Source organism: Pseudoalteromonas sp. Bsw20308 (genome assembly GCF_000310105.2).
Classification (GTDB): domain Bacteria; phylum Pseudomonadota; class Gammaproteobacteria; order Enterobacterales; family Alteromonadaceae; genus Pseudoalteromonas; species Pseudoalteromonas fuliginea.
The window spans coordinates 3615564-3639086 of record NZ_CP013138.1; the positions used below are offsets into that span (position 1 = coordinate 3615564).

At 39.2% G+C, this 23523-nt stretch carries 20 protein-coding genes; 8 read left to right on the forward strand and 12 right to left on the reverse strand.

Annotated features, from left to right (window positions below):
• Nucleotides 1-181: 181 nt before the first annotated feature.
• The 5 genes from D172_RS15860 to D172_RS15880 are packed head-to-tail and all read right to left on the reverse strand — an operon-like array spanning nt 182 to nt 5029.
• On the reverse strand, nt 182-2275 hold the full coding sequence (locus D172_RS15860) for a type IV pilus secretin PilQ (RefSeq protein ID WP_033023843.1): 2094 nt from the start codon (nt 2273-2275) through the stop codon (nt 182-184).
• Nucleotides 2262-2798 (reverse strand): pilus assembly protein PilP, encoded by a 537-nt coding sequence (locus D172_RS15865; protein ID WP_007378658.1) that lies wholly within the window; start codon nt 2796-2798, stop codon nt 2262-2264. Before D172_RS15865 ends, D172_RS15860 begins: the two co-directional genes overlap by 14 nt.
• The gene (locus tag D172_RS15870; RefSeq protein ID WP_007378657.1) at nt 2795-3400 is read right to left on the reverse strand and encodes a type 4a pilus biogenesis protein PilO; all 606 of its coding nucleotides are present in this window, start codon (nt 3398-3400) and stop codon (nt 2795-2797) included. Before D172_RS15870 ends, D172_RS15865 begins: the two co-directional genes overlap by 4 nt.
• Entirely contained in the window at nt 3390-3962 is a 573-nt protein-coding gene (locus D172_RS15875; RefSeq protein WP_007378656.1) for a PilN domain-containing protein, read from the reverse strand. The genes D172_RS15870 and D172_RS15875 overlap by 11 nt, the downstream gene beginning before the upstream one ends.
• A complete protein-coding gene (locus D172_RS15880) occupies nt 3950-5029 on the reverse strand; it encodes a pilus assembly protein PilM (protein ID WP_007378655.1) in 1080 nt (359 codons plus the stop codon). Before D172_RS15880 ends, D172_RS15875 begins: the two co-directional genes overlap by 13 nt.
• Before the next feature lie 131 nt (nt 5030-5160).
• Between D172_RS15880 and D172_RS15885 the strand changes: the two genes are divergently transcribed.
• Nucleotides 5161-7662 carry a penicillin-binding protein 1A gene (locus D172_RS15885; protein ID WP_007378654.1) on the forward strand — a complete coding sequence of 834 codons (2502 nt, stop codon included), beginning with the start codon at nt 5161-5163 and terminating at the stop codon, nt 7660-7662.
• 44 nt (nt 7663-7706) lie between these two features.
• Here the strand turns inward: D172_RS15885 and metL are convergent, their stop codons facing one another.
• Together metL and metB are read right to left on the reverse strand one after the other, a co-directional pair.
• Nucleotides 7707-10052 carry a bifunctional aspartate kinase/homoserine dehydrogenase II gene (metL, locus tag D172_RS15890; RefSeq protein WP_007378653.1) on the reverse strand — a complete coding sequence of 782 codons (2346 nt, stop codon included), beginning with the start codon at nt 10050-10052 and terminating at the stop codon, nt 7707-7709.
• A gap of 5 nt (nt 10053-10057) precedes the next feature.
• Nucleotides 10058-11305 carry a cystathionine gamma-synthase gene (gene metB / locus D172_RS15895; RefSeq protein WP_007378652.1) on the reverse strand — a complete coding sequence of 416 codons (1248 nt, stop codon included), beginning with the start codon at nt 11303-11305 and terminating at the stop codon, nt 10058-10060.
• Nucleotides 11306-11504: 199 nt separating this feature from the next.
• On the opposite strand from metB, the gene metJ reads away from it, so the two are divergent.
• Nucleotides 11505-11825 (forward strand): met regulon transcriptional regulator MetJ, encoded by a 321-nt coding sequence (gene metJ / locus D172_RS15900; protein WP_007378651.1) that lies wholly within the window; start codon nt 11505-11507, stop codon nt 11823-11825.
• A gap of 72 nt (nt 11826-11897) precedes the next feature.
• Here metJ and D172_RS15905 read toward each other — a convergent pair whose 3' ends face one another.
• Together D172_RS15905 and rpmE are read right to left on the reverse strand one after the other, a co-directional pair.
• On the reverse strand, nt 11898-13139 hold the full coding sequence (locus tag D172_RS15905; protein ID WP_007377244.1) for a malic enzyme-like NAD(P)-binding protein: 1242 nt from the start codon (nt 13137-13139) through the stop codon (nt 11898-11900).
• A 523-nt stretch (nt 13140-13662) separates the two neighbouring features.
• Complete coding sequence (gene rpmE / locus D172_RS15910) at nt 13663-13878, reverse strand: 50S ribosomal protein L31 (protein WP_007377245.1); 216 nt, start codon at nt 13876-13878, stop codon at nt 13663-13665.
• A gap of 232 nt (nt 13879-14110) precedes the next feature.
• On the opposite strand from rpmE, the gene priA reads away from it, so the two are divergent.
• The 5 genes from priA to D172_RS15935 all read left to right on the forward strand — a co-directional run bounded on the left by priA (nt 14111) and on the right by D172_RS15935 (nt 19220).
• Entirely contained in the window at nt 14111-16297 is a 2187-nt protein-coding gene (gene priA / locus D172_RS15915) for a primosomal protein N' (RefSeq protein ID WP_007377246.1), read from the forward strand.
• Nucleotides 16298-16317: 20 nt separating this feature from the next.
• Entirely contained in the window at nt 16318-16845 is a 528-nt protein-coding gene (locus D172_RS15920; RefSeq protein WP_007377247.1) for an SPOR domain-containing protein, read from the forward strand.
• Nucleotides 16846-16924: 79 nt separating this feature from the next.
• A complete protein-coding gene (hslV, locus tag D172_RS15925) occupies nt 16925-17443 on the forward strand; it encodes an ATP-dependent protease subunit HslV (RefSeq protein WP_002958366.1) in 519 nt (172 codons plus the stop codon).
• Between the two features lie 11 nt (nt 17444-17454).
• Nucleotides 17455-18783, forward strand: a complete 1329-nt coding sequence (hslU, locus tag D172_RS15930; RefSeq protein ID WP_007377248.1) for an HslU--HslV peptidase ATPase subunit — start codon at nt 17455-17457, stop codon at nt 18781-18783.
• A gap of 62 nt (nt 18784-18845) precedes the next feature.
• Nucleotides 18846-19220 carry a gamma-butyrobetaine hydroxylase-like domain-containing protein gene (locus D172_RS15935; protein WP_007377249.1) on the forward strand — a complete coding sequence of 125 codons (375 nt, stop codon included), beginning with the start codon at nt 18846-18848 and terminating at the stop codon, nt 19218-19220.
• A 30-nt stretch (nt 19221-19250) separates the two neighbouring features.
• Here the strand turns inward: D172_RS15935 and D172_RS15940 are convergent, their stop codons facing one another.
• The 3 genes from D172_RS15940 to D172_RS15950 all read right to left on the reverse strand — a co-directional run bounded on the left by D172_RS15940 (nt 19251) and on the right by D172_RS15950 (nt 22819).
• A complete protein-coding gene (locus tag D172_RS15940) occupies nt 19251-21131 on the reverse strand; it encodes a methyl-accepting chemotaxis protein (protein ID WP_007377250.1) in 1881 nt (626 codons plus the stop codon).
• Between the two features lie 120 nt (nt 21132-21251).
• Nucleotides 21252-22283, reverse strand: a complete 1032-nt coding sequence (locus D172_RS15945) for an MJ1255/VC2487 family glycosyltransferase (RefSeq protein ID WP_007377251.1) — start codon at nt 22281-22283, stop codon at nt 21252-21254.
• Nucleotides 22280-22819 carry a phosphatase PAP2 family protein gene (locus D172_RS15950; RefSeq protein ID WP_007377252.1) on the reverse strand — a complete coding sequence of 180 codons (540 nt, stop codon included), beginning with the start codon at nt 22817-22819 and terminating at the stop codon, nt 22280-22282. The genes D172_RS15945 and D172_RS15950 overlap by 4 nt, the downstream gene beginning before the upstream one ends.
• Nucleotides 22820-23024: 205 nt before the next feature.
• Here D172_RS15950 and rraA point away from each other — a divergent pair, with 205 nt between their 5' ends.
• The gene (rraA, locus tag D172_RS15955) at nt 23025-23522 is read left to right on the forward strand and encodes a ribonuclease E activity regulator RraA (RefSeq protein ID WP_007377253.1); all 498 of its coding nucleotides are present in this window, start codon (nt 23025-23027) and stop codon (nt 23520-23522) included.
• Nucleotide 23523 lies beyond the last annotated feature (1 nt).

Here is a 23523-nt window from a genome sequence, read left to right on the forward strand (position 1 = left end):
TTTTAGTACAAACGAACTCTAAAATTTGAAATAAAACCCCGCCTAACGACCTGGCCCCAAAATTAAGGAGGGGATTATCTCAGTAATTGCTGGGGTATTTCAAGTCAATTAGAATAAAAAGCCATATAACGAGCAATTAATCTGAATAATCGCCCATTGGTTAACAAAAATACGCCTAATTTTAGTCTATTTGTATTTTTGGTGTTACAAAAATAAGTAATTCTCTCTTTTCGTTAAACTCACTTGTACTCTTAAACAGCCTTCCTAAGTACGGAATATCACCAAGTAGAGGTACTTTTTTAGTCGAATTTATGATTTGCTGCTGAAAAATACCGCCGAGCACGATTGTTTGCCCATTTTCCACTAGCACTTGTGTCTGAATTTGCTGAGTATCAATTGCAACAGCTGGCCCAGTTCCTGTTTGAACTGTATCTCCTCGCGTATCTTGAGTAATAATTAAATCCAAAATAACTTTATTATCAGGAGTTATATGAGGGGTTACTTGTAAACTCAGTACTGCTTTTTTAAAGCTAACCGTTGTCGCACCACTAGAAGCTGACTCAACATAAGGTATTTCAGTACCTTGCTCTATTCGTGCTTGTTGTTGGTTTGCAGTAGTAATACGAGGGCTCGCAATAATCTCACCTTTGTTTTCTTCCTCAAGAGCTGTTAACTCTAAATCAATCAAAGTACCGTTAGCTAACTTGGCGATATGCATGCCGATACTTGCTGATGGGTTTGTCACGGGTAAATTCACGTTTAAACGATCAGAGATATCAGGAATGATACCATTTGATATTGTATTAGCGCCTTCAAGTGTACCTGATATGCCATCACTGCCCTGCTGGTCGCTAAACCCCCAGCGCACACCTAAATCTTCGGTTACATTATCACGTACGGTTACCATACGTGATTCGATTACAACCTGTCTAACCGCTATATCAAGTGTTTCGACCATGCGTCGCACGCTCTCAATACTTTTGGCCGTATCTTTGAGTAATAATGTATTAGTACGCTTATCAACAGATACGCTACCACGTTGAGTGATAATACTATTTGTATCTGTTTTTAATAAATCAGCAAACTCTTCTGCTTTTGCGTAGTTTAAACGAATGTATTCACTGTAAAGCGGTTCTAAGTTTTCTACGTTCTGCTTTGCTTGTAAATCTTTAGCTTCACGTGCAGCAAGCTCTTCTGATGGCGCAACCATCAAAATAGAACCATCCATACGCTTGTCTAAGCCTTTAATTTTAAGAACAACATCAAGCGCCTGATCCCAAGGCACGCCATCTAAGCGCAATGTAATATTACCTGTCACCGAGTCACTAGTGACTAAATTAAAATCATTATAGCCCGCTATGATTTGTAACACTGCACGAACAGAAATATCTTGAAAATTTAATGTCATTAGGCGGCCTTGGTAATCTTTACCGCCATCTAAATATGCATTTTGCGTTTCGTCTCTTTCCACCGTTAAAGTAAGAATATTATCTATTTGTTGGTAGGTAAAAGTAAAAGCGGCATTTGGTTCAATAACAACGCGGCTTAATCCATCTTCTTTAAAAGTTTCAATGCTGCTTACTACGGTGCCAAAATCGAGCACATCTAACTCATACAGTAAGTCATCTAAAATATCTGTATGATGAAAATCAGCAATAATTTTACCACCACTTTCATGCACTTCTATTGCGGCTTGCGTATCTTGTAAGAACACCAGTATTTTTGCCTCGCCCTTCTCCCCCCGACGAAAGTCAATAGACTGAATCCGATTGATATAATTTCCAGACACTGCATCAGAGCTAGTTGCTTCATCATCAACGTCTTGCTCTGTTAATGGGTTATCAGAAACACGTAAAGACACTAAATTATTATTAACTTCCGTCTCATAGATTTTCAAACGAGTAAGATTTATTGTTACTTTTAATCCCTTATCAGTAAGTACATTAGTAACATTATTAATGCCAGCTTGGTTTACCTGTACATTTTCAAGACCTTGCTCTAATTGTGCCGAATCAAACATCATTTCAATTCGTGCCGGGCTATTAAATACTTGTATTTTTGGTTCTTGCGTTAACTTTTCATCAAATACCAGCTGCAACTCGGTTTCACCCTTGAGTAATGGGTTATAACGAATATCATAGAGCAACGGCGCTGCAATAGCTGAATTGGCTATAACCAGAGCTAAAGTTGCAAATAGAGCTCGTTGAATACGGTTGTGCCAAAGTACACCCTTATGCATTTTGTTCTTACCTTTTTTGTTATTAACCTGCGCCATTGGTTGCCGCCTCTAACATTTCTAATTTAGTCAGGCGCTCTTTCCAACAACCAGACCCATCTGGGATTAATTCTATTAACTCAATATAATCATTATTTACTGATTGTACTTTGCCATCATAGCTACCTAAATAATTACCGACTGTAATACGATGTAAAGTATCGTCTGTAGCTGTAATGAGCGCCCAAGCTTGTCCACTTGATCCGATTGTTCCTTTCATAGATAAATTATCCAGTGGGTATTTTTCTAAGGTTTCACGTTGGCGTTCAGGATCCGGATGTAAACAATTTTTAACTTGAGTTAATTTGTTTTGGATTATTTCAGGCTGCGGGGCCACAAAAGGACTCCTTAGCTGCCCAGCGTTATATTCAAAATGCTCGAACTTTGTTAATTCAGGAATTGCTTCAACTCTAGCAGTCGTACTCGCTTTAACTTGATCTATAAACTCTTTTTGTTCTGAGGTATCGTCGTTACAACCACTTAGCAGGAGAGCAACTATAGGAATAAAGGAAAAATGCTTCACTTTACCTCCCCTTCTTCATAGCGATAAGTTTTTGCCACCACACTAAATGTTAACTGCTTTTCGCCTGAGGATGAAATAGAAAAGTCATGTAAGCTCACAATACGCGGCAATTGAGCCACTTTTCCCACAAATTCACCAAACTCATGATAAGTACCTACAACCTCTATTTTAATAGGTAGCTCAGTATAAAATTCTTTTTCAACTTCTGGCAGCCAGCCAATCTTTAAAAAAGTTAAACCACTTGTAGTTCCCACATAAGATAAATCATCTAACAAACCAGGGGTTTCATTTGAGGTAGGTAAACGCTTTAATAATTGAGAAAATTTCTCCTCCATTTTAAGCATTTGTTCACGATAAATATCAAGCCTGCTGGCTACAGCATATTTGGTACGATAAGTTGTCCGTAATTCAACTTCTTTTGTAACCGCATTATGGTAACTATCAATTTCATCAGATACCAATAAGCTATAACTAAAAAACAGCACTAAAGCAGCAACAAATGTAGCGCAAATAACCTTAACAGCAATTGGCCATTCGCCAATATTATCAAGTTCAATCTCATTCCAATCAATATCACTAAACGCTTTTAAATCAAGGTTCATTTGGAACCTCACCAATTTTATCAAATGGTTTAACGTAAAACTCCATATTGAAATCACTAAGTAAACGAGAAGATTGATTGCCAGCAACAATGCCTTGCATTGTTGGGCGCTCTAATAAATATGAGTTTTGTACTTCTCTAAGCATGTTGGAGAGGCGGTTATTTGATTCACTGCGCCCTAATACATGAATTCTATTGCCTCGACGTTCTAACTTAGTTAAATAAACACCAGCGGGGACTATTTTAGCAACTTCATCCATTATTTGAGTGCCTAAGTTACGACTACTCTGTAATTCTTCAATTAGATGCATACGTTGTTGTAAGTTTTCTTTCCTATAATCTAAATCTCTAATATCACTAATTTTCTTATCTAATAGACTAATTTCTGAACTGAGGTAGTTATTTTTTAAATTTTGTCCATCCTTCAAAGCAGTATAGAACGAGTTCAATACATACATACTTGCAAAACAAACAATAACAACAGCAATTAAAATAGTAACAAATTTCTTTTTTGACTCTTCACGTTGCAATTCACGCCAAGGTAATAAATTTATATGTGGCATGATGAAAAATTCCTTAATGCCAGTCCTGTTGCAATAGCAAACTGTGTTCTATGGCGTTGCATTACATTACGGTCTACCTTGGGAGAAATCTCCATATTCGTAAACGGTTCTACGACAATGGAGTGGATACCAAGTTCTTCTATTAATAAACGATCTAGCCCATTTATCATGGCCGTTCCACCGGTTAGAACAATATAATCAATTTGGTCTTTACCGCTGGTAGTCAAAAACATCTGTACCGCTCGACGTACTTGTTGAAGTAATGATGTTTGAAAAGGAGCAAGTACTTCAAAAGTGTAATTTGGCGGAAGATCACCCGATGTTTTTCCAATTTCAGCTTCATCGAACCCTTTATTATAGTAAGCAACAATACTATTGGTATATTGATCGCCGCCAAAAACTTGATCGCGGGTATATATTGTTTCACCGGCTTGTACAACACTCACCAACATCAACACAGCACCAATATCAACTACAGCAACACACTTATTAAAGGCATCGCTTGGTAACTGCTTGTAATAAACATCCATCGAACGGCTCAATGCATAGCTTTCTACATCAACAACTTTCGCTTCTAAATTTGCAACTTCTAAAGCGCCAACTCGCGCTTCGACACTTTCTGTGCGGGCTGCAGAAAGTAACACATTCATTTTACTTGGATCGGCTTCATTTGTTGATAATTTTTCAAAATCTAAGCTAACTTCATCAAGGGGGTATGGAATAAGACTATCAGCCTCAATTTCAATTTGTGATTCAAGTTCAGCGTCAGTTAATGACACATCCATAAAAATAACTTTGGTAATAACTGTTTGGCCAGAGACGGCTACAGCAGCAGATTTTAGTGATTTTGGTAACTTTCTTTTTAATTTTGATATTACATTACCAATTGCTTCAATATCTTGAATAATGCGTTCGCTCATTGCGCCCTTAGGCATTGGTTCAATCGCTAATGCTTCAAGACGAAATCCAGTTTCAATTTCACTTAAAAGTACCGCCTTGATAGAGTGCGATCCAATATCAATTCCTACCATCATTTTTGACGGCTTTTGAAATAGTTGACTTAGCATGTTTGAAACTTGGCCTTTGTTTTAATAATAAACAAGTTATAATTTTTATCTTAAAAAATATTATTCATTTTTTAATCAATATATACTAGCAGTCTCCATACATAATTGGGAGTCCATTTAGGGAAATATAAGTGATTTTATTAAAACGAACTTTACAATTTTTTATCATTTGCACATTACTTGGGCTGATTACTTTAATCAGTCTTTATTACTACGTTAAACCTGATATTCCAAGTGTGCAAGTTTTAAAAGATGTGCAATTACAAACTCCTATGCAAGTATTCACTAAAGATGGCCTTCTGATCAATCAATTTGGTGAAAAAAGACGGATCCCCGTAACGATTGACGAAATACCAAAACCTTTAATAAATGCATTTTTAGCAACTGAAGATAATCGTTTTTATGACCATGTGGGAATAGACCCTATTGGTATTGTTCGTTCTGCATTGGTTTTGATTTCAACAGGCGAAAAAAAGCAAGGTGCAAGTACAATAACAATGCAGCTAGCTCGAAACTTCTTCTTAACTCGTGAAAAAGCTTATATTCGTAAAGTTAAAGAAATTTTTATAGCGCTTCATATAGAAAATTTACTAACGAAAGACGAAATTCTTGAACTCTATTTAAACAAAATAGAACTAGGTAACCGTGCTTTTGGTATTGGCGCTGCTGCACAGGTATATTACGGAAAAGAATTAAAAGATCTTACACTTGCCCAAATGGCGATGATTGCCGGCTTACCCAAAGCGCCATCAGCCTTAAACCCGATCCGTAACCCAACTCGCGCAAAATCTCGTCGCAATGTTGTTCTTGGCCGCATGTTAACAGAAAACTACATAACACAAACACAATACAACGATGCCATCAGGCAACCTATTACAGCTTATTTTCACGGTGCAGAAATTGATCTGTATGCTCCTTATATTTCTGAAATGGTGCGTGCAGAAATGGTGGCACGTTACGGAATCGATAAAGCCTATAACTCAGGTTATAAAATATTTACTACTGTTGAGTCAAAAGTTCAAAAAGCGGCACAAACAGCACTCATCAATAATTTACACAATTATGATATGCGCCATGGTTATAGAGGCTCTGTTAAAATGTTGTGGGATCCAGAAACACAGCCTGTATTTAGCAAGTCTCAAATGCTCAGTGAGCTAAAATCTGTAAATGAGTTTGGCCAATTAAAAGCGGCCGTTGTAATCGCAGTGAATGACAAAACAGCTGATGTATTACTTAAAAGTGGCGAGCAAACCACACTGACTTGGGATAACCTAAAGTGGGCTCGTAAATACATTACGCGTTATCGCCAAGGCTTTGCACCTAAAGCAGCCAATGAAATACTCGCACCCGGCGAACAAATTTGGTTACGTAAAAATACCGACGGTAGCTATTTACTTAGCCAAATTCCTGAAGCATCTAGTGCCATCGTTTCTCTTGACCCACAAAATGGGCGCATTAAAGCGATTGTGGGTGGTTATAGTTTCGAACAAAGTCAATATAACCGAGCAGTACAAGCTAAGCGCCAAGTAGGCTCTAATATAAAACCTTTTATTTACTCTGCTGCACTGGAAAAAGGCTACACCTTAGCCTCAATATTAAACGATGCACCAATTAACCAATGGGATAAAAGCCAAGGTGTTGCATGGCGACCAAAAAACAGCCCCGCTGTGTATAATGGACCTATTCGTATTCGTCGTGCTTTAGCACAATCTAAAAACGTTATTTCGGTGCGCTTGTTACGCGGAGTTGGCCTACAGCGTACGGCAGAGCACCTACTAAAATTTGGCTTCAAAAATTCAGATATTAATCGCAGTGAATCACTTGCGCTTGGTAGCGCTTCTATTACGCCGCTTGAACTTGCACGCGGTATGAGTGCTTTTGCAAATGGTGGGCATTTAATAGAACCCTACTTCATTTCTGAAATTCAGGATGCTTATGGTGACGTGTTATTTAAAACAAACCCAACAGAAGCTTGTGACGATAGCGATAGCACATTAAGCGTATTGAACAACGATGTAACAATGCAGAATTTCGAAACTGAAAAGCAACAAGAAAAAAAATGCGCACCACGGATTATCTCTAAACAGAATGCATTTTTAATTGCTGATGCAATGCATAGTGGTATTTGGGGCGGTGGTAGTTGGGCACATAAAACAGGCTGGAGCGGAACAGGCTGGCGTGCTCAAGCATTAAAGAGACGTGATCTCTCAGGTAAAACAGGCACGACTAATGACTCAGTAGATACTTGGTTTAGTGGCTTTAATCGTAATGTACTAACGTCTGTATGGGTTGGGTTTGATAACCCCGGTAACTCGCTAGGCCGCTCAACATATAATAACAACCTTGATAGCAGTCAAATCTCAGGGGCAGAGTCAGGGGCTAAAACGGCGCAACCAGCATGGATTGAGTTTATGAAAGTGGCACTTGAAGATGCACCAGAAGCGCCTATAGAACCACCCGAAGACTTAGTATCTATTCGTATTGATTTAGCAACAGGTTTACTGAGCCACAAAAACGATTACACAAGCCGCTTTGAATATTTTGACAAAGGTACAGCCCCAACTAAGTATGTACTTTCCCAACCTACCGATACATTTGAGGAAGATACAAAAACAGAAGAAGAGCTATTTTAAATAGCGTTAAATAAAAACGGCAGCCACTTTAGGCTGCCGCAATGCTACCTTAAATTGTAGACCAGCCAATACAAATCAGAATGTACACCCGCTGCAGTGACCTCTTTACCAGCACCAGGGCCTTGGATAACGAGCGCGTTATCGCTATACCACTTACTATTTATAACAAAAATATTATCTCCTGGCGTTAAACTAGCCAAAACATCACTTTGTAATACATACGCGATACCGACTTTCGCTATTACTTCATTTTCTGCGATTTCGAGCAAGCCTGTATAACGAAGCACCGAATTTTGTGCCTTAGCTCTCTTTGCATGCTCTTGAATAAAGCTATCTAACTGGGATTTTTTACTTAAAAAATCATCCCAACTCCCTTGCGCAAGTTCATCAGGCATCAATGCCGAAAGACTAATATCCTCAAGATTTAATTCAACCCCCAACTCTCTGGCTAAAATAAGCAATTTTCGCTGCATATCACGCCCAGATAAATCCTCGCGAGGATCGGGCTCCGTAAAACCCATTTTTTGCGCTTCAAGCACTAAATCTGAAAATATAATCGAACCATCATACTTACTACACAACCACGATAACGTTCCAGAAAACACGCCCTCAATACGTGTTATTTTATCGCCACTATTTTGTAAATCAGCAAGCGCAAAATTAATGGGTAAACCAGCCCCCACACTGGTGTTATAACGCCAATGTAAGTTGCGTTCAGAGATACTTGTACGTAGTGCTTTATACCAATTAGTAGGAGCTGTACCTGCATACTTATTAGCGCTTATTAAATGACAATCCATTTCTACAAAATCAGGATATAACCGGCTAAACTTTTCACTCGCTGTTATATCTACAATCACTTTATGTTCGTAATCAAGTTCATCAATTGCATTTAATAATGTTTGGTTTTGATAATCAGACGCTTCAAGTTGAAACTGGGTTTTCCATTGCGATACACCAATCCCATTAGGATTAAAAAGCATTTTTTGAGAGCGCACTAAGCCAACAAGCTTAATACTAAAGTCATCTGACAAGCGCTCAACTTGAGTAGATAACTGTTCAATAAACACCTCACCTACATTACCAAGTCCAGCGACTATTAAAGCAATTTCCTGCCCTTTGTTAATCAGCTTATCGTGTAATATGCTAAGTATATCGCTATCAATCACTTGATCAGTAAGTAATAAAATATAGCCGCTATCTTGGTGTGCAAATCGTGGTTCAATCGCATGTGCATTTAATAAATTAATCGCCAATAAGTGCAATTTACTAATATCTTGCTCAGGCGCTATCACAGCACACCCATGTAAGCTCGATTCGTTAATATTAGCTCGACCTTCAAAATAGCTAATAACCTGATGCGTCGAAATAGCTGGCACAACTAAGTACGTCTCACCATTTTGACTAAAGTGATGCAAGCTATGCTGAATAAGCTGACTCACATGCGCAATATCTCCTTCACTTAAGTTTTCAACTATTAATAAATCAATATTTTGTAACGTTGTTATAAAGCGCTTTTGCTTGGCACTACCTTCTTTAACGATGTCAGTAGAGCTAGCTTGTACATCAAAGCTACTTCGTACTGATAATTTTATATCCGTATTTTTAAGAGGAGATAATGTTTTAGCATGCAATACGGGGTTACCTAGTCGTGCTAACAAATTGGCCTGTCCACGACACACCTTCGCGTATTTAATCGCTTTACTAACTTTACGAGGGTCGGTACTAAATACACCTTGTGTGTCAGTCCAAATACAGACTTGTTTTGCATGACAATAATTAGCGAGTAAGGTCGCACTATAATCACTTCCATTACGACCAAGCGTTACAGTATCCCCTGCTGTATTAGCTGCAATAAATCCAGTTACAACGTTAATTTTATTATGCGCAATTAAGTTTGCGCACTGTTGAGTATTTTGTTCATGTAATAACTGCCCATCATTTAATGTAAATAAAGCGCGCGCATCGTGAACACACGCATGAGCATTAAGCTCCTGCAGGTAAGCAGCGAGTACGCGTGCTGACCATAACTCTCCATGAGCAAGCAATTGGGCTTCTTGTAGCTGCCCTGTTTGCGCTAACAGCGTTATTGTTGATAGCTCTTCATTCAATATTTTTAGAGCGTTACGCTTTGTATTAGCTTGTAATAACTGCTCTATTAAATCTATTTGGTGATTATTTAACTGTAATAAAATATCAGCAATTACATGTGTATCTTGCTGCTGGTAACTTTGCCATAACTTAACTAGTGTATCGGTTGTTTTCCCAGCTGCTGATACCACAACGCAATCACCAGGTTGTGTGTGCTCTAATATAATACCCGCAACACTTTTGTAACGCTGTGCTGAACTTAAACTCGAACCGCCAAATTTATGTATATTTTTAGTCATGTTAGTTACCAAAGCGCGGGGTAAGCGGCACTTAACTTAGCATCACCGCTCGATGTTCCCGCACCTTTAGTTAATCGATTTGTATTGTTTTTTCTGCCAGGTTTTACAAGTGTAAATACACGTTCAAGATCTGCTAATAAATCTTCAATGTCTTCTATTCCGACAGAAACACGAATAAGCGTATCACCAACGCCGGCTTCTAAGCGCGCTGTTGCATCCATCCCTGCATGCGTCATGGTCGCAGGGTGGCATATTAAGCTCTCAACGCCGCCTAGCGACTCAGCTAAACTAAAGTTATGTAGACTAGTTAAAAATGCCGCTGCATCGTTTATGTCGCCTTTAATATCAAAGCTAACCATGCCACCAAAACCAAGCTGCTGTGCTTTCGCTAATTCATGTTGGGGGTGCGACTCAAGCCCAGGGTAATAAACTTGGCTAACGAACTCAGATTCTTCGAGATACTGAGCTATTGCTAATGCATTTTCTTGATGCTGCCTTAAGCGCACATTTAAAGTACGTAAACCACGAAGCGTTAAATAGCTATCAAAAGGTGCCCCTGTGATACCAATGTTATTAGCCCACCAAGCAAGCTCGTCACCGATCTCTTGTGTTGCAGCAATAACAGCACCGCCCACTACATCTGAGTGTCCGTTAATATATTTAGTGGTTGAATGCACCACAATATCTACACCAAACTTAATCGGATTTTGTAAAGCAGGCGATAAAAATGTATTGTCAGCGGCCACCAGTGCGCCACACTGCTTAGCAATATCAGTAACCGCTTTAATATCAGTTAAACGTAGTACAGGGTTACTTGGTGTTTCAATCCAAATGAGTTTTGGTTTAATTACTAATATTTTTTGAAGACTTTCTGGTTTTGTTAAATCTAAAACCTCAAGCTTTAGCAAGCCACGCTTTTGCAGGGACGTAAATAAACGGTAGCTTCCACCGTAGCAGTCGTGTGGGATCACTAACGTGTCGTCGTAATTAAGCAGCTGAGTTGCTAAATGTACAGCCGCCATGCCTGTGGCTGTAATTATGCCGCGTACTCCCCCTTCGAGCTCAGCAAGGGTCTCAGCTAAGATATCGCGGTTAGGATTACCGCTGCGGCCATAATCATATTGGCGTTTAGTATCAAAATCGGCAAACGAATAAGTAGTCGATAAATAGATTGGCGCGACCACTGCACCGTGGTGTTTATCGGCTTCAACGCCACTACGGACCGCAATGGTTGCTTTGTTTTTTTCGCTCATATTCGTCACCTGATTAGTTTGGATGTTTAGACGTCTAAAAGAGTAGTTTATTCAATTTGAGAAGTCAAAACATTTAAACAGCTAGATGGCCAAACAACTAGTATTTGACTATCTTTTTTAAATCGATAGAATTTCACGCATATTCACACGCATTTTAGCGCATGTGAGCAATTAATAATCTGAGGCAACGATACATCTTATGGCTAAATGGAATGGTGAGTATATTCACCCATACGCAGAACACGGGAAAAAATCAGAACAAGTTAAGAAGATCACCGTTTCGATCCCACTGAATGTATTAAAGGTATTAACTGACGAACGTACTCGTCGTCAAATTAATAACCTGCGTCACGCAACAAACAGTGAGCTACTATGTGAAGCGTTTTTACATGCATTTACAGGTCAACCTTTACCTAATGACGATGACTTACGTAAAGATAACGCTGAAAAAGTACCAGAAGAAGTGAAAAAAATAATGCAAGAAATGGGGTTAGAAGTCCCTGTTTTAGATGACGAATAAATAGATAAAGTAAAATAAAAAAACCTCAGTAATTACTGAGGTTTTTTTATGATTAAATTTTACGGTATAGATTTACTGCATATAGCTTTCTGGCAAATCAATTTGTGCCACACCCGACTCAACAGCAGCAAGAGCAACCGCTCTTGCTATACGTGGTAATAAACGTGGATCCATCGGTTTTGGAATAATATATTGAGCACCAAATTCCAGCTTATCAACACCGGCAGCTTTTAAGACCTCGGCTGGTACAGGCTCTTTTGCAATGCTACGAATCGCTTCTACTGCTGCTATTTTCATTTCATCGTTAATTGCACTTGCGCGCACATCTAGTGCACCACGAAAAATAAACGGGAAACACAAAACATTATTCACTTGGTTTGGATAATCAGAACGCCCTGTCGCCATAATTAAATCGTTGCGTGCGCTGTGTGCAAGTGCGGGATCAATTTCAGGGTCGGGGTTTGAGCACGCAAACACAACCGGCTTATCAGCCATCAGTTTTAAATCATTGGCTGCTAACAAATTAGGCCCAGATACACCAACAAATACATCAGCATCAGCAATAACATCTTGCAACGTACGCTTATCCGTATTGTTAGCGAATAGTTGTTTGTACTCGTTTAAATCATCACGACGAGTATGAATAACGCCTTTACGGTCAAGCATGTAAATGTGTTCACGCAGTGCACCACACTTAATTAACAGTTCCATACAGGCAACTGCAGCCGCACCAGCACCTAAACATACTATAATAGCCTCTTCTATCGATTTCTCTTGCACTTCAAGTGCATTCAACATACCAGCGGCTGTTACAATTGCAGTGCCGTGTTGATCGTCATGAAAAACCGGAATACTACAGCGCTCAATCAATGCCTTTTCAATTTCAAAACACTCTGGGGCTTTAATATCTTCAAGATTAATACCACCAAATGTATCGGCAATATTAGCAACCGTGTTAATAAAGTCTTCTGTTGTTTTATGCTTCACTTCGATATCAATAGAATCAAGGCCTGCAAAGCGCTTAAATAACAGCGCCTTGCCTTCCATTACAGGCTTTGATGCCAATGGGCCTAAATTACCCAAGCCCAAAATTGCAGTACCATTAGTGATAACTGCAACCATATTACCTTTACCGGTATATTTATAAGCATTTGCAGGATCAGCAGCAATTTCACGCACAGGTTCAGCAACACCTGGGCTATATGCTAAAGCTAAATCTTGAACCGTTTCGGCAGGCTTGGTTAGCTCAATGCTGATTTTTCCTGGAACGGGATGAGAATGGTAATGTAGTGCTTGTTCACGAAAGTCTGACATAACGCGATTGTATCCTGCAATTTAAGTTAAAGTGAGAGGTGTTGTCTGGGTTACGATACCCTTATTATTTTTAAATTCCAAGCAATATCAGGTCTATCCTGTTATATGCTAGATTCATTAATTTTAAGAGGTTTTTCAGTAACTTTGCGAAGATATAGCGACATTTCATAAATAGAAATTCATATAAAAAGCATTTTTAGAGGTACTTTTAGCCGCGAGCCATTTTCTCTAAAAACGACTATCAAATTTTTAGTATAAATAACTATAAACAGCTTAATAGTCTACTTTAAAAACATTTATCTTCACGTTAGCTACATTTAACAACTTAGTTAAAAAATGAACACTTCAAAATATAGAGACTATTACGTACTTTGTCTGCAAAGGTTTATGCATACTCAGAATAAGAACAAGAAATAGTTATGCAAAGGAGATAACGTATAAATAGGCAGGAAAAGCACGTAAAGATAAATTTCAGGCACAAAAAAAGCACCCTAAGGTGCTTCCTTTAACTAAATAGCAAAAGTTACTTTTTGCTACCAAGTGCACCGAAACGCTTGTTGAAACGATCAACACGTCCACCAGTGTCTAAAACTTTTTGCTTACCAGTGTAAAACGGGTGACACGCAGAACATACGTCTAAGTGAATGTTTTTACAAAGAGTAGAGCTTGTTTCGAATTCATTTCCGCATGAACATGTTGCTGAAATTACTTCGTACTTAGGGTGAATACCTTCTTTCATAGAAACCTCTAGTTAAGGCCGCATCGCTCTCCAAACCCGTAGTTTGGTACCATACGTCGTTAAAACAAATTTGTTGGTGGCGGATTTTATCCAACAACTACCGAGCACACAAGGTTTAATTATAATTTTTTGCTAAAAAAGTAACCAAATAATAAAATGACTATAATTTGCTAGTAGGTTTTTAACTGTATATTTAGTACATTACACCATTAATTTTATTGGTTGAGTTGTTATGCGTTTTGTTGAAGTTGCTATTAAAGTCCCATTACCGCGCACCTTTGATTATAAAGTAGATGAACAGCTCTCAGGCTTGGTTTCTGATCTGAAGCCCGGAATGCGCGTTTTGGTACCCTTTGGTAATCAGCGTAAAGTGGCTGTTATATTAGCAGTAAAAAAGAGTACTGAAGTACCCGAGAGTAAAATTAAAAGCATTTTTGAAGTTATCGACGATACCCCAATATTATCTAGCGAACATTTAGATCTCCTTAGTTTTACAGCGCGTTATTATTGTTACCCACTCGGCGAAACGATTCATATAGCTCTGCCTAGTGCACTACGCCAAGGTGAATCACCAGACAAAACAAGCATTAACATGGTAATACTTACCGAAAAAGGCGCTAAAGTACCGTCATTAAAAGCTAAAACTCAACTCAACTTATTAAAGCAGTTATCACAATCAGGTAAGTCATCGTTAACCGAACTAAAAGCACTTGGCTTTAGTAAAAAAACAATAGATAGCCTCATTGCTAAAGAACTCATCACACAAACTATCGAACACGATAACCAATGGCAAAGCGTTGCGCCAACCGTCGGTAGTAAACCTGTACTTAATAAAGAACAAGCAGTGGCCTGTACAGCAATCAATCAAAGTACCGGTTTTAGCAGCTTTTTATTAGAAGGCGTAACGGGCAGTGGTAAAACTGAAGTGTATTTACAGTGCTTAGAAGAAGTATTAAAACGTGGCGAGCAAGCCCTCGTACTCGTGCCCGAAATCGGCCTAACACCGCAAACGGTAAACCGTTTTCGTCGCCGCTTCCCAGATACACCTGTTATGCTTTGGCACTCAGCACTTACCGACAACGAACGCCTACAAACATGGCGATTTTGTGAAAAAGGCAGTTGTGCGATAGTTATTGGCACACGTTCGAGTATTTTTCTGCCATTTTTAAAACTCGGTATGATTGTTGTTGACGAAGAACACGACTCGTCATTTAAACAACAAGATACCCTTCGTTACCATGCTCGTGATTTAGCCGCTTATAGAGCTTTTCAGCATAAAATTCCGCTTATATTAGGCAGCGCCACACCCGCGCTTGAAACGCTCCACAAAGCACTTAATAACAAATATCAGTTATTAAGCTTAACCGAGCGCGCGCAAACAGCCACCGACAACCAGTTTAAGTTACTCGATATGAAAGGTCAGCCCGACCAAGCAGGTATTGCACATGCTAGCCTTGCCACTATGCGACAGCATTTAAACCGCGGTAAACAGGTTATGGTGTTTTTAAATCGTCGAGGTTTCTCACCCACTCTTATTTGCCATGAGTGTGGCTGGCTAAGTGAATGTAAACGCTGCAGCACCAGCGCCACTTTTCACAAAGCGATTGGGCAAATGATCTGCCATCACTGTGGCGACCAGTACCCTGTTCCTCACCAATGCCCTGATTGTGGCAGCACGCAAATATTTCCTAACGGCAAAGGCACAGAGCAAATTGAAGAATTTTTATCAACCGAATTCCCTGATACACCCGTTACTCGCATAGACCGCGATTCAACTCGCCGTAAAGGTAGCCTTGAAAAGGCACTCGATGAAATTAACTTAGGGGGGGCGCGTATTTTAGTAGGCACACAAATGCTTGCTAAAGGTCATCACTTTGCAGATGTAAGCCTCGTTATAATTTTAGACGTTGATAGCGGGTTATATTCATGCGATTTTAGAGCGACAGAGCATTTAGCACAGTTAGTTACTCAGGTAGCTGGTCGTGCAGGACGTTCAGGGGAGCCTGGCCAAGTATTATTACAAACACACTTTCCAGAGCACCCACTTTTACAAGACTTAGTTAATAACGGTTATCAGGATTTTGCCCGTTTTGCCCTTAGTGAGCGCGATGATGCGGACTTACCACCCATTACAAATATGGCCATTGTCCGTGCACAAGGACATAGTATTAAACTAGTCGTCGATTTTTTGACGGATTTGGTTCCTGTGAATGGGGTATCTGGTATACAATTGCTCGGTCCGATCCCTGCACCTCTTGAAAAAGTCGCAGGTATGTATCGCTTTCAATTACATATTCAAGCGCAAGATCGTCGCATATTACATCAGTACCTTGCGCAAATGGTTGATTATTTAAGCTCAAGCAAACTTGCACAAAAAGTGCGCTGGAGCTTAGACGTAGACCCTATAGACATGATTTAGGTTAAGGCCAAAATAACGCTATGGCACAGCACGATTACATTAACAAAAAACCAGCAAATAGAAAAAACACTAAAAAAGCACCCACTAAAAAACCATTTCCAATTTTTTTAGTGAGCATTGCTATTTTACTTGTAGGTGGTTTCGTTTACGGATTATGGTTTATTAAAAGTAATGCCGATCCAAAACTTGTCGAAAAGCAAGCTCACCCAACTGCGCCTGAAAAAGTAGAAGTTGTTATTCCACGCACGCCGGAATTTATTAAAGAAATTAGAAACCACGAGATTCAAGTTGAAGTAAAAGAACTTGAGCAAAAAGGTCCTTATGTTATGCAATGCGGTTCGTTCAGAACTCATGCACAAGCTGAATCGTTAAAAGCTAAAATCGCATTTGCAGGGCTCATTTCTGAGATAAAACAGGCTGAAGGCAGCAATGGTACTTGGTATAAAGTACGTTTAGGCCCTTATAAAACCAAACGCCAAGCCGAAAGCGATAAAAACAAACTTAAACGTGTAAAAATAGTCGGCTGCGGAATTTGGGGCTGGACTTGAAAATAAACCATTCACCCATATAACCTCATCATAATCGTTTTTTACGAGCTGCCTCTGCAGCTCGATGATGAGGAATAACATGACTACTATCGTAAGTGTTCGCCGCGGCGACAAAGTTGTAATTGGCGGCGATGGCCAAGTGTCCCTTGGTAACACCGTAATGAAGGGCAACGCCCGCAAAGTTCGACGCCTTTATAATGGCAAAGTAATCGCTGGTTTTGCCGGCGGTACTGCTGATGCCTTCACTCTTTTCGAACGCTTTGAAAGCAAATTAGAAATGCACCAAGGAAACCTAACTAAAGCCGCAGTAGAAATGGCTAAAGATTGGCGAAGTGACCGTGCACTTCGAAAACTCGAAGCGCTGCTCGCTGTAGCAGACGAAACAGCCTCTTTAATTATTACCGGTAACGGTGATGTGGTTCAGCCAGAAAACGACCTAATTGCAATTGGCAGTGGTGGTAACTTTGCCCAATCAGCAGCAACAGCCTTATTAGAAAATACCGACTTAAGCGCTCGTGAAATAGTAGAAAAAAGTTTAACTATTGCAGGCAACATCTGCGTATTTACTAATAACTTCCAAACAATCGAAGAATTATAATAGGAACTATTATGTCTGATATGACCCCAAGAGAAATTGTTCACGAGCTAGATCAGCATATTATAGGTCAGGCTAAAGCTAAAAAAGCAGTAGCTATCGCGCTTCGTAATCGCTGGCGTCGTATGCAATTAAATGAAGATTTACGCAGCGAAGTAACACCAAAAAATATTTTAATGATTGGTCCAACCGGCGTAGGTAAAACAGAAATTGCACGCCGTTTAGCAAAATTAGCGAATGCGCCATTCATTAAAGTAGAAGCTACTAAGTTCACTGAAGTTGGCTATGTTGGTAAAGAAGTTGAGACAATCATACGCGATTTAGTCGATGTATCAATTAAAATGACTCGCGAACAGCAGACTAAAAAGTTTAAACATCGCGCCGAAGAAGCAGCAGAAGAGCGCATTTTAGATGCCCTTTTACCTCCTGCAAAAGACCAATTTGGCGAAAGCCAACGCGACGATAATTCATCAACACGCCAAACATTCCGTAAAAAGCTACGTGAAGGTCAGTTAGATGATAAAGAAATTGAAATCGATTTAGCACAAGCACAACCAAACGTAGAAATTATGGCGCCTCCTGGTATGGAAGATATGACCAACCAGCTACAAAGCATGTTTCAAAACATGGGCGGCGATAAGCGTACTAAACGTAAACTAAAAATCAAAGAAGCCTTCAAACTATTAACGGAAGAAGAAGCCGCTAAATTAGTAAATCCTGAAGAGCTAAAAGAACAAGCTATTTTTGCAGTAGAGCAAAACGGTATTGTGTTTATTGATGAAATAGACAAAATTTGTAAGCGCGGCGATTCTTCAGGCCCTGATGTGAGCCGAGAAGGTGTTCAGCGCGACTTGCTACCGCTAATTGAAGGCTCAACAGTAAACACTAAACACGGCATGGTTAAAACTGACCATATGTTGTTTATTGCCTCTGGTGCGTTTCAGATGGCAAAGCCATCAGATATGATCCCAGAGCTACAAGGTCGCTTACCGATTCGAGTAGAACTTGAAGCACTCACTGCAGATGACTTTAAACGCATCCTTACAGAGCCTCATGCATCGCTTACTGAGCAGCAACGCGAGCTACTTAAAACTGAACAGGTATCAATTGAGTTTAGTGATGATGCAATTGAGCGTATTGCTAAAGCCGCTTGGCAAGTTAACGAAAAAACCGAAAACATCGGTGCTCGTCGTCTTCATACTGTAATGGAAAGATTGATGGAAGAGATTTCATACGATGCTTCTGAAAAAGCAGGTTCGTCTTTAGTAATCGATGCCGCTTATGTTGAAAAACACTTAGGTGCACTTGTTGAAGATGAAGACTTAAGCCGCTTTATTCTATAAAACGAATATAAACGTTATACTAAAAGCCTCCATATTGGAGGCTTTTTAATGGGATATATTAAATGAAACACGTAACAAAAGTGCATTACCACAGTGTGAGTAAAAACCTAGATGTTTACTTTGATGATGACAGCCAAGCCGTCTTTAGCTGTGAATTTTTACGTGTTCACTCCCCTTCTGCTGAAGTGCAAGGCCATGGCTCTGGTCCAATGAAGCTAGTACTTAATAAGCAAGATGTAGGAATAAAAAGTATTGCACCTGTTGGACACTATGCCTTGCGCTTAGATTTTGATGATGGCCATAATAGCGGGTTATTTAGCTGGCACTATTTTGTAAAACTGCAAGAGCAGCACGATACATTGTGGGCTGAATATTTAGAGCGTGTAATTGAGCTCAAGCAAAGTAAAGACAGTGTACCAATAAAGTTTATTCCTTAAACTTTATTGGTTATTTTTTACAAGCTTTATTTATACCTTAAACTTATCAATCGCGCTAAATAACACACGAGCCTGCTCAGATACTTCTTCACTTGTTTGTGCATTGTTCGCGGCATGCCCTGATGCATCTTGAGCAATATCACGAATACGCACTACATTTTTATTAACCTCTGACGCCACTTGGCTTTGCTCGTCAATTGCGACGGCTATTTGAGTACTCATTTCCATTATAGTTTGTACATCTTCCGTAATTGCACCTAATAATTCTCCAGCCTTAATCGCTTGCGAGGCACTTTCATCGCCTTGTGAACGACACTGATGCATAATACTCACAACTTCTTGAGTGCGCTGTTGTAATGTATTAATAATCCCTTCAATCTCGCTAGTAGACTCTTGTGTACGTTGTGCAAGTGAGCGGACTTCATCTGCTACTACGGCAAAACCACGACCATACTCACCAGCTCGAGCAGCTTCAATTGCAGCATTAAGTGCGAGTAAATTTGTTTGCTCAGCAATACCACGGATCACATCAAGCACAGAACCAATTGTCTCCCCATCTTTTTCGAGCTGTGATACCACACTCGATGCATTCCCAAGGGATTCAGATAGGTCTCTAATATGCTTAACCGTTGAATCCACTTCATTACGCCCTTGCTGTGCACTTAAGTTGGTCGATTCCGCTTTTTTGGCTGCTGCTTCGGTATTATGAGAAATATCTTGAATAGTCGCCTGCATTTCAGTTGCCGCGGTTGCTACCATATCTGCTTCATGAAGTTGCTCTTGCATACCTGAACTTGTTGCTGCAGTGCTTTCTGATAAATGCTCAGTGGCTACATTAAGCGTATTTAAAGCCGTGTTGACTTCATTTATTAAGTTTCTAAAGTCACCAATGAGGCTATTAAAATCGATTGTCATGGTGGTAATTTCATCTTTACCTGTTTGCTCTATCATCACACTTAAATCATTATTACGACGAATGTCGTTAATGGTGTGATAAACACGCTCTATAGGTACAATGATTGAGTGACTGGTAAAGTAAACAAGCGCTAGAACAATCACACCTGCAATTACAAAAACCAAAATGGCTAAAAATTGTGCTTGCTCTACACTCTTTTCAACTTGTAGTTTTGTTTCTTTAACAATTTGAGTAACAATTACATCGCTTTTATTGACGCTTTCTCGCATCACACCTAACGCACCAGAATTAAGGTCTAAACCTAATGCTGTTTGCGCTTGTACAAGTGTTTCAAACTCATTTTGATACATATCAATCAAAGGGGTTATTTTTGCTTTGTAGCTGCTTAGCAGATCAGTCGATGCTATCTGTTGCTTAAACGTATTTATGCCTTCATTAAAACGCCCTAGGTATTTAATATCAAATCTCAGCATGAAATCTTTTTCTGAGCGCCTAAGTTGCAACATAGATGATAAAAGCTTGTAGTTTTGCTGCTCTTTCAGCAGTACTTCGACTTCATGCACAGCAGCTCTGAGCTTACCATATAAGCCATCTTTAGGATTCAGCCCAATCTCTTTTTGTAATTTAACAACAGTATTAAAATCATTGTTATAACTATTAATTAGTTGCTCAAAATGCTCAACCTGAGCAGCAGAAATACCTTGTTGGCTCATTGATTGCTTTAATTTTGTAATTTTACTACTTAACTGCTTAAAATCAGTTTCAAATTCAGTTAACGCTTCTTCGTGCTTATAAAATAGAAAATTTTTCTCATGTTTACGCAGTGCTAGTGCATGTACATTAAGTTCTTCTGCTAATTGAATAGTCTTATTTAAGTTTAAGGTTGTACGTGATTCAAAAATGATCACACATAAAAGAATCACCATAGCTAAACCAACAACAACTGCGTTTAATTGCAAACGTCGTTTAATAGTTAAGTTTTGTAAAAAAATCATCGCAAACGCCTTTATTAAATATGCTTTAATATTATAGCTTATTGAGTCAAAGCAACTAATTAAATTAATAGATTTTTATTTTATATAGTTATTTAGTGTTGTTAATTTTAGTTTTCATCATTATAAATTCACACTTCCCCATAAACCTTTATGTAATGAGTGTGTATTATTCCATTGTTTTTTAAGCAGCCAAAAAATCAAAGGAGCGGGATCACTGGGGTAATTAATCTGTTTATTTTGTGGCGCAGTATTCCAATCATCAAGCGCTTGGGGATTTAAATAACTCATTACATGTGCCATACCCATTGCAAGTAGCGTTTGTGCATTAGCGCCTTGCTCAAACTGCCCGTCTAAAGGTTTTAATAATAATTTTTTTCCTAATTTTAATGCTTCACTAGCAAGCTCAAACCCTGCGTTTCCTATTACGCCACTTGTATTTGCTAAATCATTTAAAAAGCCAGTGCGTGAAGGGGAACGCAAATGTATATGTCCAATAGATTGATTACAGGCGTGCGGGTGATAACAATAAAACTCTTTTTCGGGGAAGTCTTTTAAATAATCTATAATGCTGTCTAAATTTTCGAAAGGTAAATACACCAATACTTTATTCATAACCGCCACTGGATTGCCATGTTGATGATTAGCGATAAAAGGGGGAATAATATTATGCGCGAAAGGCTGCCAATGAACACCTAAATACGTATTGGCTGGTGCGTAGTATTTAATAAGTGACTTACGTAAAATCCCGCGACTAAACATAGGCACACTACTGGACAAAAATGCGGCCTGATGGCTAATTCCAACAACCGGAATTCCAGCCCTTTTTGCAGCCCATGCAGAAACTGGCTCAAAGTCATTGAGTACAAAATCATACTGTTTTACATCGAGCGACTTTATATCTGCAAGCAATTTACAAGGGCGCGCGTTGCTAACTGTTCGATAGCTTTTTACTTGACCATTTTCTGTATCAAAAGATAACCCCCGAAAACTTTTATACTGCCCAAACTCTTGCATATCAAAGTAGTCTTTTTTAGCACGTCCCGAAAAAATATAATCAACATCAATTCCTAATTCCTTAAAACCACTAGCCATGACCCGAGCGCGAGTAATATGACCATTCCCAGTACCTTGAATACCATATAATATTTTCATTCAGGCACCACTAATGCTAAAGAAAATATCGCACATGAACTACCAACCACAGCACCTAGAATAATATCCGCGGGAAAATGAACCCCGAGTACAACTCGAGAAATTGCCACTCCCGAGGCCCAGCCAAATAGTAGCCAAGTATATTCAGGAAAAAAATGGCTTAAGATCATCGCGACTAAAAATGCAGCTGCACTGTGTCCTGAAGGTAAACTAAATTTATCACTAGGTACTATGTAAGCGTTTGTAACTAAACAATCGCACGGCCGAACCCGAGCAAAACGATTTTTAGCTAAAAAGTAGATAGGTCTTTCTATCGCAAATCCGAGTAGCAAAGTTACTGGTAATAACTGATATGGTTCATTGTTACTTAACCACCATACAGCCCCACATATGAGTAGATAAAGGCCACCATCACCACTTTTTGATAGTCCAAATGCGATTACTTTCAGCCATGAAGGCGATTTACAATTAAACAGAGTTAAAAATAATTGCTCATCTATTTGAGCTACTTTTTTAAGCATATTATTACCATCCATCACTTACTCCTAGCTGCATAATATATGAACACTGTTTTAGCTTAGGTGTTGTAAATAACAATTGCGTGACGCTTTTAAGACACTATTGTTGCTTTTATTGATTCCCTTCTTATTTTGCCTAAATTTACTGCGATTAAGTCGTTGTTATTGCTTATGAGGAGGGTATACTGAGGTATAAATTAATGTACCTTTTGAGGATAAAATAATGGATTACAGCACTTCTGATTTATGCGACCACTTTGCTGATGTGGTTGACGTGCTAGAACCAATGTTCATCAACTTTGGTGGTCGCCACAGTTTTGGTGGTCGCATTAAAACGGTTAAATGTTTTGAAAATAATGAACTGATCCGCGAATTACTTTCTCAAGATGGTACTGGCTTAGTGCTTCTTATTGATGGCGGTGGTTCAACTCGTCGTGCGCTTATCGACATCGAAATAGCCGAACTTGCACTCGAAAACAACTGGAATGGCATTGTTGTATACGGCGCAGTACGTCATGTCGATGAGCTTGAAGAACTTGATTTAGGTATTCAAGCAATTGCCTCAATACCGGTTGCTGCCGACAGCGAAGGTGCTGGCGAAGACGCAATAGGTGTTAACTTTGCTGGTGTATCATTTTTTGATGACGACTTTATTTATGCTGACAGTACTGGCATTGTTTTATCTGCTGAAGAACTAGAATTGGAAATCGTAGAAGCATAAC

What these genes read in the sequence shown, in the direction of transcription:
- D172_RS15860 (WP_033023843.1), bottom strand. Translation starts at nt 2,275, where the DNA reads ATGGCGCAGGTTAATAACAAAAAAGGTAAGAACAAAATGCATAAGGGT.
- D172_RS15870 (WP_007378657.1), bottom strand. Translation starts at nt 3,400, where the DNA reads ATGAACCTTGATTTAAAAGCGTTTAGTGATATTGATTGGAATGAGATT.
- D172_RS15875 (WP_007378656.1), bottom strand. Translation starts at nt 3,962, where the DNA reads ATGCCACATATAAATTTATTACCTTGGCGTGAATTGCAACGTGAAGAG.
- D172_RS15880 (WP_007378655.1), bottom strand. Translation starts at nt 5,029, where the DNA reads ATGCTAAGTCAACTATTTCAAAAGCCGTCAAAAATGATGGTAGGAATT.
- metL (WP_007378653.1), bottom strand. Translation starts at nt 10,052, where the DNA reads ATGACTAAAAATATACATAAATTTGGCGGTTCGAGTTTAAGTTCAGCA.
- metB (WP_007378652.1), bottom strand. Translation starts at nt 11,305, where the DNA reads ATGAGCGAAAAAAACAAAGCAACCATTGCGGTCCGTAGTGGCGTTGAA.
- metJ (WP_007378651.1), top strand. Translation starts at nt 11,505, where the DNA reads ATGGCTAAATGGAATGGTGAGTATATTCACCCATACGCAGAACACGGG.
- D172_RS15905 (WP_007377244.1), bottom strand. Translation starts at nt 13,139, where the DNA reads ATGTCAGACTTTCGTGAACAAGCACTACATTACCATTCTCATCCCGTT.
- rpmE (WP_007377245.1), bottom strand. Translation starts at nt 13,878, where the DNA reads ATGAAAGAAGGTATTCACCCTAAGTACGAAGTAATTTCAGCAACATGT.
- priA (WP_007377246.1), top strand. Translation starts at nt 14,111, where the DNA reads ATGCGTTTTGTTGAAGTTGCTATTAAAGTCCCATTACCGCGCACCTTT.
- D172_RS15920 (WP_007377247.1), top strand. Translation starts at nt 16,318, where the DNA reads ATGGCACAGCACGATTACATTAACAAAAAACCAGCAAATAGAAAAAAC.
- hslV (WP_002958366.1), top strand. Translation starts at nt 16,925, where the DNA reads ATGACTACTATCGTAAGTGTTCGCCGCGGCGACAAAGTTGTAATTGGC.
- hslU (WP_007377248.1), top strand. Translation starts at nt 17,455, where the DNA reads ATGTCTGATATGACCCCAAGAGAAATTGTTCACGAGCTAGATCAGCAT.
- D172_RS15935 (WP_007377249.1), top strand. Translation starts at nt 18,846, where the DNA reads ATGAAACACGTAACAAAAGTGCATTACCACAGTGTGAGTAAAAACCTA.
- D172_RS15940 (WP_007377250.1), bottom strand. Translation starts at nt 21,131, where the DNA reads ATGATTTTTTTACAAAACTTAACTATTAAACGACGTTTGCAATTAAAC.
- D172_RS15945 (WP_007377251.1), bottom strand. Translation starts at nt 22,283, where the DNA reads ATGAAAATATTATATGGTATTCAAGGTACTGGGAATGGTCATATTACT.
- D172_RS15950 (WP_007377252.1), bottom strand. Translation starts at nt 22,819, where the DNA reads ATGGATGGTAATAATATGCTTAAAAAAGTAGCTCAAATAGATGAGCAA.
- rraA (WP_007377253.1), top strand. Translation starts at nt 23,025, where the DNA reads ATGGATTACAGCACTTCTGATTTATGCGACCACTTTGCTGATGTGGTT.